The sequence below is a fragment of the Arsenicibacter sp. R0_47 genome (assembly GCF_057652235.1).
In genome coordinates this window covers 108675-126342 of sequence record NZ_JBYFCJ010000008.1, presented here as the reverse complement: position 1 = coordinate 126342, position 17668 = coordinate 108675, and the positions used below count along the sequence as shown (strand labels likewise).

The following is a 17668-nucleotide window of genomic DNA, read 5'->3' as shown; positions in this document are numbered from 1 at the left end:
TCATTAGAAGGCCGCTTTGATCGCAAACTTGATGCTGGCCAGTGTCGGATAGAAGCCCTGGTTAAAGTCCTTACGCTCCGGATCACCCTCGATTAGTTTCGTTTTTGTCCAGAGGTTATTCGCCGTCACGAAGAACGTCAGGTTTGACGTACCGAGCGTACGGCTCAGCACCTTCGAGTTAAAGGTATAAGCGGCGTATACTTCGCGCAGACGCAGGTAGTCGGCATTCCGCCAGAACCGGTTCTCAACCATGATATCGAAACCACGGTCAGCCTCGCCACCACCCCAGAACAGGTTATCCGTACTGCCGCCGCTTGAGTAGTGCAGCGTTGCGTGGTTTGCGTTCGGGTTCTGCGGTGTCCAGTAATCCAGTTGTGACGAGTGTACCCGCCAGTCACCTTTGATAAACTCGACTTCGTACGGCTGGTTAAACTCTACGTACTTGCCGACGTTGCCCTGGAACATGAAGTTGAAATCGAACTTCCGGTACGAAAACCCTGACGAGAATGAGAAGGTAATCGGCGGATAGTCAGAGCCCCGGATCGGGTATTTATCCAGGTTTGTCACCCGGCCGTCGCCGTTAAAGTCGAGGAACTTATAGTCACCGACGCTGAGCTTCTGGAGGTCAATGGCCGAGGTATTGTTGTGAATATCGTCCACGGATGTATAATAGCCCGTACCGGTCAGAAGTACGCCGTCAAGCTGCGCGCCCAGCGGTTTGCCCTGCTGCTTCTGGTAGTCAAAGGCATACGGTAAGTCGTCCTTAAACAGAATCCGGTTTTCGTTGAAGCCGAAAATACCCTTCACAAAGTAATTCAGTCCGAAGCCGGTCCGGTTGCGGTATTCTGCTTCAACCTCAATACCGTGTTTTTTCAGGCTGCCGCGGTTTAGTTCTTTGAACGAGTTACCAACGAGCATCGTTACTGTACGCGGCACGAGCAGCATTTTTGACCGCTGCTCATCGAACAAATCGATGCTGAACGTAAATTTATCATTCAGTAAACCCAGCTCCATCCCGATATCCCGTTTGCGGGCTTCTTCCCACTGCGAGTTCAGGTTAGGGCCAAGGTCTTCGTGAATATAGCCGGCATTATCCTTGAAGTAATCACTCAGGTATAACCAGCGGTTAGCAGCGATATCACTACCTACCTTACCATCTGAATACCGGAACTTTAACTTACTGATCCACGGCGCATTGTCTTTAATAAACTTCTCTTCGGAAGCCAGCCAGCCGACCGCACCCGACGGGAAGAAACCATACCGGTTACGTGGTGCAAAACGCTCAGAGCCCGTATAGCCAAGGTTCACTTCCACGAGGTATTTCCCGGCATAATCGTAGGTACCGCGGCCAACCAATGCCTGGTTGTAATACGGGAACTGGGTAGTCCGGTCGCGCTGCTGCCGGTTGGCCAGTGCCAGACCCGATACGCTGTGCTTACCGAACGTCCGCGCATAATTCATTGACAACTCGTAGTAGAAATCCTTATAGTAGTCATTCTCGAGTTCACCGACGTTAATATCCAGCGGTCCCTGCTGGAACATCTCGTTGCCCTGTCCGTTCCGGAACCATGGGTTCAGTTCTGTGCCGATTTTCGTGTAATCAAGCTGGTACTCGGGGAACGTATAGCTGGCGTATAGGGAACGGTTACGATAATACGTACTCATCGAAACCTTACCTTTCATACTAAGCCCTTTGGTAACCATGTCCAGCTTCTGATCCAGAATAAGGTCCGTAAACAGTTTTGAATCCAGATAGCGGTTAAACGATCCCTGGTTCATCGACGTATACGGGTTACCGGTAAACTCACCGAAGTTCATGGCCAGGCGGTTGCCCTTGGCATTCGGATAATCCGGATCAGGTACCTGGTCTAATACCCACGACGGGAAATAGGCCGGATACCGCGCAGGGCCTGTTGAGTACAGGTTCCGCCACGGGCTGTCGGTCGGCTGGTTTTTGATACCGGTTTCCCCGCCGACGTTCAGCGACAAGGTTGTATTTTTCGACAGGTTAAAGTCGATGTTTGTCCGGTAGTTGAACCGGTGATACCAATAGCGGGTATCATCATAGCCATTGTGATAGGCCTTGAAGAAGTCACCCTGGTAGGTATACCCGATCGAAGAAAAGTAGCGGATGGCACTGGTACCACCCGACACGTTGAAGTTAGCGTTGGCATTCGGGGCAAACTCCTTGGTCATCAGATCAAACCAGTTTACATCCGGATACCGCAGTGCGTTCAGCGGTGTCGAAGGGTTTTTATACTCATTTAGTGCCGATTGCGGGATCAGGTCCTGAAACGACTGTCCGTTTTTCATCGCCACGTTATACATCGACATCGTGGTATACGAACTGATATGGTCCGGAATCCGGGTAGCCCGTGAGACACCGTAGGAGCCGGTAAAATCCAGTTTCGGTTTGCCGACTGCACCCCGCTTGGTGGTTACAATCACAACGCCGTTCGCCCCTTTCGCCCCGAATACCGCCGTTGCCGAGGCATCTTTCAGGACCGAAATGGTAGCAATTTCGTTTGGATCCATGTCCCGGAAATCGCGTTCAACACCATCCACCATGATCAGTGGCTGCGAACCGTTCCAGCTTGACAGACCACGGATAACGATTTCGGAGTGATCGCTGCCCGGTTCACCGCTTTGCTGCATCGTTAATACACCGGACAGCTTACCAGCAAGGGCGTTGGTCACGTTTGAGGTACCGGAACGCATCAGGGCTTTGTTATCAACCTGCGTAATGGCACCTACCACACTTTCTTTCCGCTGCGTACCATACCCCACAACCACCACTTCCTGCAGGGATTTATTCTCTGCAATCAGCTTAATGTCGATGTTACGTTTAGCCCCCACCGGCGATTCCTGGGAGACATACCCGATGTAACTGAAAATCAGAACCGAATTTGCTCCGCTTACCGTAATCTTGTACTTGCCGTCGCGATCAGTCGAGATACCGTTCATGGTACCTTTTTCTACCACGTTTACACCCGGCAGCACTTCGCCGTCGTCGCCTTTCACCACGCCCGTAATGGTGATGGCAACCATTTTGTCATCATTTTGTGCACTCACAGGGGTTTTCCTGTGTTTTGGCTTATCGGGTAAGGCCCTTACCTGACCGACGCAAAGCCATTGTAGCACCAGCCCGGTTACCGCACACCGATAGATGACCGCAATAGGTAGTCGTTTTAACTTCATAAACCTTAAGGTTGCGTGTTATATAATTGATTTTAAGGGTGTTAACGTGTTATTTTCTTCTCAGGTATGGACAAAATCTTCCCCGAAGCGCTGATTCTGCGGAACCAGACACATTGATTTGCGGCACTTATCAACGGGTTTTATGTTTCAGGTAACGTTTTGCTTTCTTTAGCAGAGAGCCTGTCGGGACTAGCTCAGGACATTTTTATATGCTCACGATTAATTAAAATTTGTGTTAAAAAACGTGCGGCGATTAATAGTACAATTCCTTGTTTTTGTGTACTAAAGTGACAGATATTTTATATTTACCCTTCTCAGGTTAAAAAAAGAGTAATTATTTTAACGTGTAACTTTGACATTTTTTAATTTCAGATAAAAAACAGGGAATCAGCGCATAAAATGAGTAGAATAAATAACCATGTTAGTTTTGTATAAATTTTGGGCAGAAATGCACAAAAAAAACAGTGGGATTAAAATTATTACTGATCTCTATTTGGCCACGGACACCATTTAGCCTGCTTTTGTGTTCATGTATAAAAGGCAACTGCTTCATACATGAAATTACTCTACTCGTATCTGCGCCGTTATTGGGGCCTGTTAATTCTTGCGCTCTTACTGGCGGCTATTAATCAAATCTTTTCCCTGCTTGATCCGTATATTTTCCGGAAGATTATTGATCAGTACGTCGTAAAACCCAACGGTAACGGCATCCAGTCCCTTAACTTCAGCGACTTTCTGGCAGGAGGAGCCGGTCTCTTAATCCTGCAGGCGCTCGGGGTGGCCATGGTGAGCCGGATTGCCAAAAACTTTCAGGATTATTACGTCAATGTGATTACCCAGCGCCTTGGGGCACGGTTATACACCGACGGCCTCCGTCACTCGCTGGAACTTCCGTATCAGGTATTTGAAGACCAGCGCTCGGGCGAAACCCTGGGTAAGCTCCAGAAAGTCCGCGCCGATGTGGAAAAGCTGATCCAGTCATTTGTAAACATCCTGTTTACATCGATTGTGGGCATTGTTTTCGTCATGTGGTATGCCAGTACGGTTTACTGGCCGATTGCTCCGGTGTATTTTCTGACGATTCCGCTGCTGGGTTCTGTCAGCTCGCTGCTGAGCAAAAAAATCAAGAAAGTACAGAAAACCATCGTTGCCGAAACCACGGCCCTCGCCGGTTCAACGACCGAAAGCCTGCGTAATATCGAGCTGGTGAAAAGCCTCGGACTGGCCCAGCAGGAGACCGAACGGCTGAACGGCACAACCGAAAAAATCCTGAAGCTGGAACTGAAGAAAGTGCGTTATATCCGGTCTCTTTCGTTTGTACAGGGAACGTTTGTGAACCTGCTGCGGAATGGCATTATGCTGATGATGCTGTTTCTGGTCGTACAGGGCGAAATCACGGTCGGGGAGTTTTTCTCACTGTTCATCTATTCCTTTGCCATTTTCGGCCCCCTGCAGGAATTAGGTAACATCATCAACACCTACCGCGAAACTGAAGCGTCCCTCGCGAATTTCCAGCAGATTCTGGACACGCCGAAAGATGTGAAACCGACTCATCCGGTGCCTGTTGCCAAAATCCGCTCGCTTGGCTTTGACCAGGTTCGCTTTAAACACCTGTCGGCTGATACACCGGCCCTCAACGGCATTTCCTTTGATGTGTCACTTGGTGAAACCATTGCCTTTGTCGGACCATCGGGCTCAGGAAAAACCACGCTCGTGAAACTCCTGGTGGGGCTGTACCCGCCGCTCTCAGGCAAAATTCTGTATAACGGCATTTCTTCCGCCGACATTGATCTGGACGGACTCCGGGAGCAGATCGGTTTTGTAACGCAGGACACGCAGCTGTTTGCCGGCACCATCCGTGAAAACCTTCGCTTTGTGGCTCCGGAGGCCACTGACGAAGAATGTCTGAAAGCGCTTCGGGAGGCCGCAGCCGATTCATTACTGAACCGTGCTCCGCAAGGGCTTGATACGGTGATCGGTGAAGGCGGGGTAAAGGTATCGGGCGGCGAAAAACAGCGGCTGAGTATTGCCCGCGCCCTGCTGCGCCGGCCAACTCTACTGGTGTTTGATGAGGCTACTTCAGCCCTGGATTCGTTGACAGAAGAAGAAATCGGGAAAACGGTTCGGCAGCTTTCCGGCTCACGACAGCATATTACGATCCTGATTGCCCACCGCCTCAGTACAATCCTGCACGCGGACCGGATTTTCGTGCTTGAAAAAGGGCATGTTGCCGAACAGGGACGCCATGAGGAATTATTGGCGCAGAAAGGGCTGTATTATGCCATGTGGCGCCAGCAGATCGGCGAACGCAAAGAAGCACTCGTTATATAAGGCTGTTTTTTTACCGAAAAGGGACCTTCCGGATGGTTTAAGACAATCCGGAAGGTCCCTTTTCGGTAAAATCCGGAAATCAGCGCTTTACCGATATCAGAAAGTCTTTCCGGTCCTTGATTTCAAGGAAAACGTAAATGTTCTTGATATGGTATTTTACCGTGTTATTCGAAATACACAGTTTATCAGCAATTTCCTTATTGGTCATCCCCGCTAACATGCATTGAAGCACCTCTTTCTGCCGGCCAGACAGCTCATTGATCAGGGAAAGCATGGATTTCGGATTCTGTTCAATCGTCAGTTCCGGCAGCTTCCGTTCCGGAATATCGTTTGATAGTTCCGGCACGGCTATCGGCAAGGCAACAACATCTCCGGTGATCAAAACCGGCTCCGGCTGCTGTAAATTACCCGGTAACGGCACTGGAGGGCTGGCAAAAGCAGCTTTCAGTTCTTCCCGCATCCGGAGCATATCGGCATCAGCCTTTGTTTTCTGACGACGGAACCAGATCAGCCAGTAAACTAATGCCGCCAGGATTGCTATCAATCCGCCGGTCGACAGGATCAGGGCTTTTGTACTCGCTTCCTGTTGTCTCAGTTTTTTGTCGCGCTCATCCAGCAGATAAGATTCTTTCTGGTCGTGTAACGCCGCAATTTTTTCCTCCCGTGCATAAATCAGGTTCAACGAATCCAGTTTTTTCCGGGTCGCAACACTTCGGGCAAGGTCGTTTCTTTTTTCGAGGAGTTTAAGCAGTTCCTCATTCGCATAGATATGGTACTTGATGATCGAACAGGAATCAGCATAGTGTCCGGAAAGCTGTAAGGCCTCCTCCAGTTTTACCGGTTGGTTCATGGCATCATATAACTGCATTTTCTTTACATAAATCATCGGCAGATGACAGGCAGCCGCACGTTTCAGTAAACCAATGGCTACATCATACGTTTGTTCCGAACGCACAAAGTCTTTTTTCAGAAACAGCAGATACGCCTGCTGCATGATCAGTTTTGCCTTATTTTCGGTATCGATGAATGCATAGCCATTACGCGCAATCACGTTCATGATACTGTCGGAGACCGTATAGTGCCGGGTATCAAACTGTACCAGTGCTTCTTCGGCCAGTAGTGACTGTCTGTACTCTTCTTTTTTCCCGGTTTCTCCCGCAATCGTATACGCCAGGTGCAAATATTTAAGCGTCGACTGGTAGTCGAACACCCGTTTGTACGTGTACGATAAGAGGAGAGCCGCCTGGTATTTTTCGTCAGCAGTGTACTTACTGTCTTCCAAAACAGGAAGTAGTAACGACTGCGCTTCATTAAACTTTAGCTGATTATTTAACTGATATACCTGTTCTTCAAGCTGTTTGTATTTTTTTACCTGACCGTAGCCGGGAACGCCGGCAAATCCGAACAATACTACTGCCAGTATCCGAAGAAGATAAACGTCTCTGAACATGGTCCGAAATCGAATGAAATTGAGAAAAGCAGAATTGATCACCATCAATTTTGTTACCTAAGTACGGCAAATTAAATAAAACAGATTGGCAAGTATTCATAAATATTCAGATTTTAAATTTAAAATATTGAGGGGTACCGGTAAAGGGGAAAGAATCAGTTTAAAGGGTATATTTGGCTGTTCTCCGCCTTACTTAGTTAATAACCGTATTCTCATTGCGTTAACAGGTAAAATGAGCTTTAACCGAAGAACTTTTCTGCAATTTGCCGGTGCTACTGTTGGCGCCGGAACGTTAGCCGGTCTGATCGCTGCTTCCGCATCGGGAGCCGCCAGGCAGCCATACGTCGTTTTTGTCACGGGTGATCATGAATACAGTGGTGAACTGACCTTACCGTTTATTGCCGCTGAGCTTGAAAAAAGCTACGGCATGCGGACCAAAGTGCTCAAAGCCTATCCCGACTACAACGGCGAAAAAGATATTCCGGGGCTGGAGGCGCTGAAAGAGGCTGATCTGGCCGTTTTCTACCTCCGCTGGCGTCAGCTACCCCAGGAGCAGCTTAACTATATTGATGCGTACCTGAAATCGGGCAAACCGGTGATGGGTTTCCGGACCACGACCCACGCCTTTAACTTCCCGGCCGGTGATCCGCGCATCCGCTGGAATGCCTTCGGTGAGTTTGCCTTCGGCTCCCCGCCGGGCTGGGGCGGTGCGGCCAAACATACGCACTATGGACACAAAAGCACAACCGACGTAACCGTCATTCCGGAAGCGGCCAAACACCCGATCCTGACCGGTGTGGCGCCATCGTTCCATCAGTCCTCGTGGTTATACCGCGTGCTGCCCGATTACCCGGCAAAAGGATCGACTCCCCTGCTCATGGGCAAATCCGTAAATCCCGATAAGGAAGCTATTGACAACCCCGTTGCCTGGACCTGGACAAACCAGTGGGGCGGTAAAGCCTTTATGACAACCCTCGGGCATCCCGAAGACTTTCAGGTGGAGGCATTTCAACGGCTCATTATCAATGCTATTCACTGGGAATTAGGCAAACCTGTCCCTAAGAAATGGAAGGGTAAGCTGGCAATCAATGTACCCTACGGCCATCCGAAATGACTGATGTCACTCATTAACTTCCTGATACAACCTTTTTTTCAACAACGTCATGAATAAAGTCAGCATCACAGGATGGCTAGTTACGCTCAGCATTGTCCTGCTTGCTTTTTCCGCTTTTCAAACTAAACCGGACCAGCGGGTTCCGCTCCGTAAAGCTGCGCATATCTCCCTGATCGGGGGCAATTTAGGCTCACGGGAAATGAACTACGGTTACTTCGAAACCGAATTACACCGCCGCTATCCGGATAGCCTGCTGTTTGTCCGGAACATGTGCGATGGCGGCGATACACCAGGCTTCCGCCCACATGCCAGCCGCAAGAAACCGTGGGCGTTTCCCGGCGCCGAAAAATTTCAGAGTGAGTATGCCAAAGACTCTGACAGCCAGGGACACTTTGACACCCCCGACGAATGGCTTACCCGCCTGAAAACCGACATCATTATCGGCCTGTTCGGCTACAGCGAATCGTTTCAGGGGAAAGCCGGGCTGGCTACCTACAAAGCTGAACTGGATGCGTTTATAAAGTATACGCTGAGTCAGCGCTACAATGGCGTTTCGGCTCCGAAACTGGTGCTCGTTTCACCGATTGCCTTTGAAGACCTCTCAGACCGGTATGACCTGCCGAACGGTAAAACCGAGAATGAAAACCTGTTGCTGTATACCAATGCCATTAAAGAGGTGGCGGCGCAGAACAATGTGCTGTTTGTCGATGCCTTCACGCCGACAAAGCAGTGGTATGCTTCCACTGCCGAGCCGCTGACGATTGACGGCTTTCAGCTGAATGACGAGGGGTATAAACGGTTTGGTACGTTCCTGACCGACGCTGTTTTCGGCAAGGCAGCGCCAAATCCGAAGGTAAACACGCAGATGGTACGGGATGCCGTACTGGAGAAGGACTGGATGTGGCACAATGACTACAAAATTCCGAACGGCGTACATGTATACGGTCGCCGGTATAACCCGTTCGGGCCGGATAACTACCCTGCTGAAATCGACAAAATCCGCGAAATGACCGCCATCCGTGATCAGGCAATATGGCTGGCTGCCACGAAAGGTGAGAAACTGGACATTGCCGCTGCGGATAAAAATACAAAGCAGTTACCCACCGTTAAGACCAATTACAATCCGGATAAAAACGGTAGCCTCACCTACCTGTACGGGCAGGACGCGCTGGCCAAACTCAAGGTTGCGCCCGGCTTTAAGATTGAGCTGTTTGCCTCGGAAACGGAATTTCCGGATCTGGCAAAACCCATGCAGATGTCATTCGACAATAAAGGACGGTTGTGGGTAGCCACGATGCCGAGTTATCCGCATTACAAGCCGGGCGATCCGAAGCCGAACGACAAAATCATTATTCTGGAAGACACCAATAACGACGGCAAAGCCGATAAACAGACCGTATTTGCGGATCATCTGCACCTGCCACTGGGTTTCGAAATTGCCAAAGAAGGAGTGTATGTGTCGCAGGGGACCAACTTTAAACTCCTGAAAGACACCGACGGCGACGGCAAGGCCGACAAAGCAGACATACTGCTGAGCGGGTTCGATGACCACGATACTCACCATAACAGCCACGCCTATACGGTTGACCCGTCGGGAGCCATTTATTCGGGCGAGGGCGTTTTCCTGCATACCGATGTAGAAACACCGTATGGTACGGTCCGGGCGACCAACGGCGGATTTTACCGGTACAGCCCGCAATTACACAAACTGGAGCGGACCGCCCAGCTTTCCATTCCGAACCCGTGGGGGATTGCGTTTGATGACTGGGGGCAGCCGTTTTTTGCCGAAACCTCCAGTCCTGATGTTCGCTGGATGCTGCCGGGAACCGTCTTGCCGCGGTATGGTGAATATACCCACAAAAGCGTACAGCTGGTGGAAGATGCCCACCGTGTCCGGCCAACGTCAGGTCTCGAATTTGTGTCGAGCCGCCATTTCCCGGACGAGTACCAGGGTGACTTCCTGATTAATAACACGATTGGCTTCCTGGGTACTAAACAGCATACACTTGTCGATGACGGCACCGGCTACAAGAGTAAACACCGTCAGGATCTGCTGGTAAGTGAAGACCGGAATTTCCGGCCGGTTGACATGGAGTTTGCGCCCGACGGTTCGCTGTATGTTATTGACTGGCATAACATCCTGATTGGCCACATGCAGCACAATGCCCGTGACCCGCTCCGCGACCATATGCACGGCCGCGTGTACCGGATCACCTACCCGTCGCGGCCGCTGGTAAAACCTGCTGTCGTTGACGGAGCCAGTATTGACGAATTACTGGAAAACCTGAAAGTACCGGAATACCGGACCCGCTACCGCACCCGCCGTGAGCTTCGCGGCCGCAATGCGGGAGAGGTTCTGACAAAGCTTAAGCCGTGGATTGCCGGTCTCGACAAAAACGATCCGCGCTACGAGCATCACCTGCTGGAGGGCTTGTGGGTAAGCTGGGGGCTGAATAAAGTAGACCAGGGGCTGCTGCGGCAGTTGCTCAAAGCAAAAGACTACCACGCCCGCGCCGCTGCGGTGGAGGTGGTTCGGTACACGGGGCATCAGGTACCGGACCAGGCCAATCTGCTTATGCAGGCTGTCCGTGATGAAAACAGCCGTGTCCGGCTGACAGCTATTGTGGCTGCTTCGTGGTTGCCGAAGGAAAAGGGTTTACCGATTCTGGCCGAAGCCAAAAAGAAACCGCTCGATGACTGGATGACGCATGCGTATGAAACAGCCGTTGCGCACCTGAGCGGCGTAGCGGTCAAAAAAGAAAAGGTGGAAGCGACCATTACTTCCCTGACCGGTGCTGATTTGACTGCCTTTAATCAGGGGAAAGCTATTTATGCCAAAGAGGGTTATTGCTCAACCTGCCATCAGGCCGATGGCAAGGGTCTGGTGGCGTCGGGCTTCCCGCCACTTGCCGGTACGACCTGGGTGACTGGCAATGAAGAGCGGCTGATCAAAATTGCGCTGAAAGGACTCATGGGTCCGATTGAAGTGAATACCAAAAAATACCCTGGTCAGGTGCCGATGACGCCCTTTGGTGGTCTGTTAAACGATCAGGAAGTGGCTGCTGTACTGACCTATGTCCGGAATTCGTTCGGCAACAAAGCACCGGTGATTACAGCGGCTCAGGTCAAAAAGGTGCGGGAAGCGACGAAAAGTAAGCAGGATTTCTACACGCCACAGCAGCTGGCGGCGGAGCATCCGAATGAGAAATAGCCAATACGATTTTATAACTTCCCGGAAGTTTAAAACTTCCGGGAAGTTATAGACTAATTCACCTTCGTAATCTGCAACACCACACTTGCCCGTCCGGCACTGACGTTCGGGTTGATGCCCACATTCATCAGGAACGACCCCGAATACACCTTTGACTCGTCAACCGGAGATTTTTTGCCCGGGTACACATTCAGCTCTTTAAGGCTGTATTGCTTATCGGGATCCAGCCCGGCAAACCGGATCGGCCGGTTGGTGAATGACTCAACCACCCGGTTTGAGTGAAAATAGGTAAACATTACCGCCCGGTTTTTATCCTGACTTACATATCCGACAGACGCCACCGGCCCTTCGTACGGACTCGCGAGCCGGTACTGGTCGCCATGCCAGACAATATCCTTGAACGAATCATAGTTTTTCAGCGCTTGTTGGCAAAACGCGAGGTCATCAGGACTCAGGTGACTGACAACTACATCAAAGCCTAGTTTCCCCATACTGGCCACATCTACGCGGAACTTGATCGGCTGCTTTCCCCAATCCGTTACGTGACAGTCGGTAGTAATCGACGGAAAAAAGTAGGAATAATTCCATTGCAGGAAAATCCGCTCGATGGGCTCGGTATCGTCACTTGGCCAGAATTCTGTAAAGTACTTCAGCAATTCATAATCACCCCGGCCACCGCCGCCGGAACACAGCATCATCGGCACTTTCGGGTATTTTGCCCGAATGCGTTGCAGAACCTTGTAGAGGCCGTTTACGTACTCCACGTACAGGTGAGTCTGCGGAATTTTATTTTTCTGTAACCACGCCGAATACGCATTGTAAATAACAGCGTTACAATCCCATTTGATAAACGCCAGCTCCGGATTTCTGGTGAACAGGCCATCCACCACGCCAAAGACAAAATCCTGAACGTCAGGGTTGGCCAGATCAAGCACCAGCTGGTTGCGGTAATATTTCTCCGGCCGCTCAGGCTGACGGATCACCCAATCCGGATGTTTTTCGTAGAGTTCGCTTTTTGGGTTTACCATTTCCGGCTCAATCCAGATACCGAATTTCACACCGGTTTTCTGAGCTTCCTTCACCAGATACCCGATACCGTTCGGCAGTTTCTTCACGTTTTCCTGCCAGTCACCCAGACCCGCGTTGTCGTTGTTACGGGGGTATTTGTTGCCGAACCAGCCATCATCCAGCAAGAACATATCCGCACCCAGCTTTTTCGTGTCGCCGATGAGGCCTGACAACTTGGTTTCGTCAAAATCGAAATAGGTGGCTTCCCAGTTGTTGAGCAGCGTCAGCCGCTGCCCGTTGCCGTCGAGTACACGGTAATTACGCGCCCAGCTGTGTAGCTGCCGGCTGGCCTGACCGGTGCCATTGCCCGACAGGGTATATATCAGCGAAGGCGTTTTGAAGGATTTTCCGTTCCCAAGGGTATAGGCGGAGGCATACGGATTAATGCCCGCGATCAGCCGCAGGTTCTGATACGAATCGACGTCAAAATCCAGCTTATAGTTCCCGCTCCAGGCCAGTTGCCCCAGCATGACCATACCGCTGTTTTCCCGCGCCGGCTGTCCGAACGAGACCATAAAATTAGGCGTACCCAACAGCATGGCGCGCGTACCGAGCTTACTGTCAACCGTCTTCATGCCCTGAAGAAGTTTCTCTTCCATCGGCTGCATTTCTTTAAGATACTGACCCTGAAAGGTAGTCAGGTAAAAATCCTTGTTCGTGAAAAACAGGTTTGCCGACGCATATTTGTTCAGGACAACCGGCCCTTTTTCATCGTTTCTGATCTCAGACCATTGCTCAAATACGTTTTCTTTTTTCCAGACTTTATAGTAGAGCGTCACCGACACTTTATAGACCGGATCGGCGACCAGAACAGCCGTTTCCGTCACATTCGCGTCAATCGGGGTAGTTTTATGACTTACATACTTCAGATCCAGCGACGGGTTGCCATCGTTATGAATCAGTTCAATTGCCGGTTCGGCCAGGTTCCAGGTACCCGCAGGTGTGTAAGCATTGCTATAAATACCACTATTATCGCCCGGAAAGCGGAACGTTGCCGCAATATGTTTATATTCATCCGGCCGGTTCAAACGCTCACCGCAGTACACCATGTGCAGATAATTTTGTTTATCTGTGTGTAAAACGATGGCAAACCGGTCAGATTCAAGCGGAATGGTTGTCTGTGCAATGCCCGTAAGCGGCGTGATCAGGCACAGAAAAAAAAGTATACGATAAGACATTGACATACGCAGGCGTTAGGTTAACACAGTTGAAAAACGGAATACTCCTGCGTTCTACTCAGAGTGCCGCTAACCAGCCCGCGTATCCTTTTTTAACCAAATCATTACCAGGATCGGGACTGAGTATATCCCGTTTACTGAGAATCGCTTTCAGCTGATCAATGTCAGTATAAATACCGTTTTTGAGTCCCGCCAGAAAAGCCGCTCCCTGCGCTGACACATCCGGCTGCCCCTGATTAACCACGTTGATCCGGAGCAGATCGGCCAGAAAACGGAGCAGGAACTGATTGCCCGTCATTCCCCCGTTAACCATCAGTTCGGCCAAAGGCTGACCCGTATCGTCTTCCATCGCCGTAATTACATCCTTAATCTGATACGGAATCGACTCCAGCGCTGCCCGCACCAGGTGGGCTTTTGTGGTCGCAAAGGTCAGTCCGGAAATCGATGCCTTGCGCTCCATCTGCCAGTGCGGTGCGCCCAGCCCACTGAACGCCGGAATCAGATAAACACCCCCGTTGTCGGAAACGGAGTTTGCCAGCGCTTCCGTTTCGCGGCTTTCGGCAAATAGCCCAAGGCTGTTTTTCAGCCATTCGATGGTTGCCCCGCAGGTAACGATTACCCCTTCCAGCGCGTATTCAACCCGATCTTCCATACTCCAGCAAATGGTATTCACCATACCGTTCTGCGAGGGTTTCAGTGCCTGGCCAATATTCATGATGATGGAGCAGCCGGTTCCGAGTGTAGCCTTTGCCGTTCCGGGCGTAAAACACCCTTCGCCGAATGCGGCCGAATGGGAGTCGCCGATCATGGCCTGCACCGGAACCGGCTGGCTGAATAAGCCCTCAAATGTACTCTCGCCGAAATCGGCAGAAGAAGGCTTTAAGGCCGGTAAGTGCAGGCCCGTCAGTCCGAAATCACGGAGTAGCTCCTCGTCCCAGGTTAACGATTTCAGGTTGAAGAACAGGGTTCTGGACGCGTTGGTATAATCGGTGGCATAGCTGGCGCCACCGGTCAGCTTATACAGCAACCAGGCATCCACCGTACCGAAAAAAGCATTGCCCGAGCGGACGGCTTCGCGGATTGTTTCATCCTGTTCGGTCAGCCAGATTAGCTTCGTGCCCGAAAAATAAGGATCGATAAACAGTCCGGTACGCTCCCTTATTTTTGCCTCCAGTCCTTCTGCTTTTAAACGCTCACAGACCTGAATCGAGCGTTTACATTGCCAGACAATGGCGTTATGCAGCGGTGTACCGGTTTTATCCCAAAGCACAAACGTTTCCCGCTGGTTGGAAATCCCGCACGTCCGGATGTGGGCAGGGTCTCCCCCGTTTTCTGCAAGGTTTTTCAGACACAGGCTGACTGAATCAAGCACATTCCGGTAAATGGCTTCGGGGTCCTGTTCAACAAACCCATCTCCGAAATACCGCGTCTGCAGGGGTACCGACCCACGGGAAGCCACCTTGCCGTTTTCATCAAACACCAGGGATTTGGTACTGCTCGTACCCTGATCAATAGCTAAAATATAGGCCTTACTCATGGTTATTATAGCGCAATACAGACACAGGTCAGTTGCTTACTTCTGCCCGTTCATTCGTTTATCCAGAATCACGGCCAGCAAAATGACCGCCCCTTTAACAACCTGCTGCCAGAACGGCGAGACATTCAACAGCACCAGTCCATTGTTTAAAACGCCAATGATGATGGCTCCCTGCACCGTACCGAGCACACTCCCGCGCCCGCCCGACAGCGAGGTGCCTCCGATTACCACGGCCGCAATTGAATCGAGTTCATAGCTGATACCGGCATTCGGCTGAGCCGAATCCAGCCGGGCCGTAACCATCAGACCACCGACTGCTGCCAGCGCACCCGACAAGGTGTAAACAATCAGCTTCACCCGCTCAATATTAACACCTGACAGCCGGGCGGCGCTTTCGCTCCCGCCGATGGCATAGATGTAGCGGCCAAGCCGGGTTTTGTTCTGAATCACGACGGCGATGAATACGATTACTGCCGAAATCCAGACAGGAACCGGTATACCCGCAAACCAGCCGGTGCCCAGATAGATAAACGAATCGCCCAGGCCGGTAATCGGGAAGCCGCCGGTCCAGAGCATGGTCAGCCCACGGGCGATGGTCAGCATGGCAAGGGTCGCGACAAAGGGCGGCAGGTTAAACCGCGTCACGGTCCAGCCGTTGAACCAGCCGAGGGCGGAACCCGTAAGTGCACCGGCAAGGATAGCACCGAAAAGCGTAAACCCGATATACAGATTGGCCGACGGTACAGGTATACCATGTTGTAGCAATCCGGCTGCAATGGCCCCCGACAAGGCCAGTACTGACCCCACAGATAAGTCAATGCCGGCCGTCAGTACAACCAGCGTCATGCCGGTTGAAATACAGACATTCACCGAAATCTGCCGCAGCACATTCCAGAAATTATTTACAGTCAAAAACTTATCGGATAATACGCTGACAAGTATGCACAAAACGGCGAGTGCAATCAGAGACTGAAAGCGCATAATAACGGGTCGGTATTGTTGAAGGGCTACGTGCATAACGATCAGGAAAATGGGTTATTCATGGGTCTGGTGACTAGACACACTGCCCGTTTGTTCGCCGGAAATTGCCGCCTTGAGCAGCACATCTTCGGTGGCTTGTTGAATTGGAATGTTGGCGGTAAGGGTACCCTCACACATGACCAGAATCCGGTCGGCAATGGCAAGCAGTTCAGGTATTTCGGAAGACACCACCAGAATCGCCATGCCATCGTTTGCCAGTTGCTGAATGAGCGTATAAATTTCGGCTTTAGCATTGATGTCAATCCCGCGCGTGGGCTCGTCGAGCATCAGTACTGCGGGCTTTGTAGCCAGCCATTTTGATAAGACTACCTTTTGCTGGTTCCCACCGCTCAGGTTTTTCACCAGCTGCCGGCCCGACGACGTTTTTATCCGTAAATCAAGAATGTATTTGCCGGCCAGCTGCGTCTCTTTCTTTGCTTGTAGTAAGCCGTTGGCTTCAATAAGGTGCAGCGCTGGCAGGCTGATATTGGTCTGCACATCCAGTTCAAGCACCAGACCATCCTGTTTGCGGTCCTCAGGTACCAGCGCCATTCCGGCGGCAATCGCCTGTTTCAGGTTGTTACACCGAACCGGCTGCCCGCTCATCATCACCTCCCCGGTAACGCGTCCGGCATGCAGGCCGAATATTGATTCGAGCAGTTCGCTACGGCCCGCCCCCATCAACCCGAACAGCCCAACGATTTCGCCCTTCCCGACTGTAAAGGAAACCTGCTTCACTTGCAGGGTCTGCTTTTGAGTGGCATGGGTCAGACACAGGCTACTAACCGATAACGCAGGTTCTGCCGACTTCGGAGCGGTATGCTCCCGCTGTACCAATACATCACGGCCGACCATTTTGCGGATCAGCAGATCGTGATTCATCGCGGACATATCCCCGCTTTCGATGGTACGGCCATCGCGCAGGACCACAAACCGGTCGGCAATCGTAAAGAGTTCATCCAGTTTGTGAGAAATGTAAACAATGGCCTTACCCTTTTTCCGAAGATCGTCAATGATCTGAAAAAGTACAGCCACCTCACTTTCTGAAATAGCTGACGTTGGCTCGTCCATGATAATCAGCTCCGATTCGACCAGCAACGCCTTTGCCATTTCAACAACCTGCTGTTGCCCGACTTTCAATTCGCTGATGCGTGTATCCGGATCCATTTCGAGTCTGAGTTCTTTCAGGAGTCCGACCGTCCGGCGGCGCATGGCGGCATGGTCCAGCAAGCCCCAGCGGGTTGTCAGTTCACGCCCCAGAAAGACATTCTCCAGGATACTCAGGTACGGAATCAGGGCCAGTTCCTGATGGATAATACCAATGCCGCACTGTTGTGCATCCCTGATTGACTGGAACTGTACGGGCTGCCCCTTAAACCGGATCTGCCCCTCATAATCGGTGTAAACGCCCGACAGAATTTTCATCAGCGTTGATTTTCCGGCCCCGTTTTCACCGATCACCGCCGTTACCTGACCGGCCTGAAACTCCAGACAGACGTTGTCCAGCGCCTTCACGCCCGCAAACTGCTTTGTAATGTTCTCAGCTACCAGCATATCCGCA

Annotated in this window: 9 protein-coding genes; 3 read left to right on the top strand and 6 right to left on the bottom strand. The window is 51.2% G+C overall.

All coding sequences use genetic code 11. From position 1 onward, the window contains the following. Positions 1–3 precede the first annotated feature (3 nt). The gene (locus tag AC23NW_RS16260; protein ID WP_487450691.1) at positions 4–3198 is read right to left on the bottom strand and encodes a SusC/RagA family TonB-linked outer membrane protein; all 3195 of its coding nucleotides are present in this window, start codon (positions 3196–3198) and stop codon (positions 4–6) included. 555 nt (positions 3199–3753) lie between these two features. On the opposite strand from AC23NW_RS16260, the gene AC23NW_RS16255 reads away from it, so the two are divergent. Beyond that, a complete protein-coding gene (locus tag AC23NW_RS16255) occupies positions 3754–5529 on the top strand; it encodes an ABC transporter ATP-binding protein (protein ID WP_487450690.1) in 1776 nt (591 codons plus the stop codon). A 79-nt stretch (positions 5530–5608) separates the two neighbouring features. Here the strand turns inward: AC23NW_RS16255 and AC23NW_RS16250 are convergent, their stop codons facing one another. Further along, positions 5609–6979: a helix-turn-helix transcriptional regulator gene (locus AC23NW_RS16250; protein WP_487450689.1), complete on the bottom strand. Its 1371-nt coding sequence runs from the start codon at positions 6977–6979 to the stop codon at positions 5609–5611. 232 nt (positions 6980–7211) lie between these two features. Here AC23NW_RS16250 and AC23NW_RS16245 point away from each other — a divergent pair, with 232 nt between their 5' ends. Together AC23NW_RS16245 and AC23NW_RS16240 are read left to right on the top strand one after the other, a co-directional pair. Beyond that, on the top strand, positions 7212–8093 hold the full coding sequence (locus AC23NW_RS16245; protein WP_487450688.1) for a ThuA domain-containing protein: 882 nt from the start codon (positions 7212–7214) through the stop codon (positions 8091–8093). Between the two features lie 49 nt (positions 8094–8142). Continuing rightward, on the top strand, positions 8143–11304 hold the full coding sequence (locus AC23NW_RS16240) for a PVC-type heme-binding CxxCH protein (RefSeq protein ID WP_487450687.1): 3162 nt from the start codon (positions 8143–8145) through the stop codon (positions 11302–11304). Positions 11305–11357: 53 nt separating this feature from the next. Here the strand turns inward: AC23NW_RS16240 and AC23NW_RS16235 are convergent, their stop codons facing one another. Genes AC23NW_RS16235 through AC23NW_RS16220 form a run of 4 tightly spaced genes read right to left on the bottom strand, consistent with a single transcriptional unit; the run spans position 11358 to position 17661 of the window. Further along, positions 11358–13550 (bottom strand): alpha-galactosidase, encoded by a 2193-nt coding sequence (locus tag AC23NW_RS16235; RefSeq protein ID WP_487450686.1) that lies wholly within the window; start codon positions 13548–13550, stop codon positions 11358–11360. A 58-nt stretch (positions 13551–13608) separates the two neighbouring features. Continuing rightward, positions 13609–15087, bottom strand: coding sequence for an FGGY family carbohydrate kinase (locus AC23NW_RS16230; RefSeq protein WP_487450685.1), 1479 nt, complete (start codon positions 15085–15087; stop codon positions 13609–13611). A 36-nt stretch (positions 15088–15123) separates the two neighbouring features. Then, complete coding sequence (locus tag AC23NW_RS16225; RefSeq protein ID WP_487450684.1) at positions 15124–16104, bottom strand: ABC transporter permease; 981 nt, start codon at positions 16102–16104, stop codon at positions 15124–15126. An 18-nt stretch (positions 16105–16122) separates the two neighbouring features. After that, positions 16123–17661, bottom strand: coding sequence for a sugar ABC transporter ATP-binding protein (locus tag AC23NW_RS16220; RefSeq protein ID WP_487450683.1), 1539 nt, complete (start codon positions 17659–17661; stop codon positions 16123–16125). Positions 17662–17668: the final 7 nt, after the last annotated feature.

Excerpts from the sequence above, each read along its gene's own strand:
- AC23NW_RS16260 (WP_487450691.1), bottom strand. The coding sequence starts at position 3,198 with ATGAAGTTAAAACGACTACCTATTGCGGTCATCTATCGGTGTGCGGTA.
- AC23NW_RS16255 (WP_487450690.1), top strand. The coding sequence starts at position 3,754 with ATGAAATTACTCTACTCGTATCTGCGCCGTTATTGGGGCCTGTTAATT.
- AC23NW_RS16250 (WP_487450689.1), bottom strand. The coding sequence starts at position 6,979 with ATGTTCAGAGACGTTTATCTTCTTCGGATACTGGCAGTAGTATTGTTC.
- AC23NW_RS16245 (WP_487450688.1), top strand. The coding sequence starts at position 7,212 with ATGAGCTTTAACCGAAGAACTTTTCTGCAATTTGCCGGTGCTACTGTT.
- AC23NW_RS16240 (WP_487450687.1), top strand. The coding sequence starts at position 8,143 with ATGAATAAAGTCAGCATCACAGGATGGCTAGTTACGCTCAGCATTGTC.
- AC23NW_RS16235 (WP_487450686.1), bottom strand. The coding sequence starts at position 13,550 with ATGTCTTATCGTATACTTTTTTTTCTGTGCCTGATCACGCCGCTTACG.
- AC23NW_RS16230 (WP_487450685.1), bottom strand. The coding sequence starts at position 15,087 with ATGAGTAAGGCCTATATTTTAGCTATTGATCAGGGTACGAGCAGTACC.
- AC23NW_RS16225 (WP_487450684.1), bottom strand. The coding sequence starts at position 16,104 with ATGCACGTAGCCCTTCAACAATACCGACCCGTTATTATGCGCTTTCAG.
- AC23NW_RS16220 (WP_487450683.1), bottom strand. The coding sequence starts at position 17,661 with ATGCTGGTAGCTGAGAACATTACAAAGCAGTTTGCGGGCGTGAAGGCG.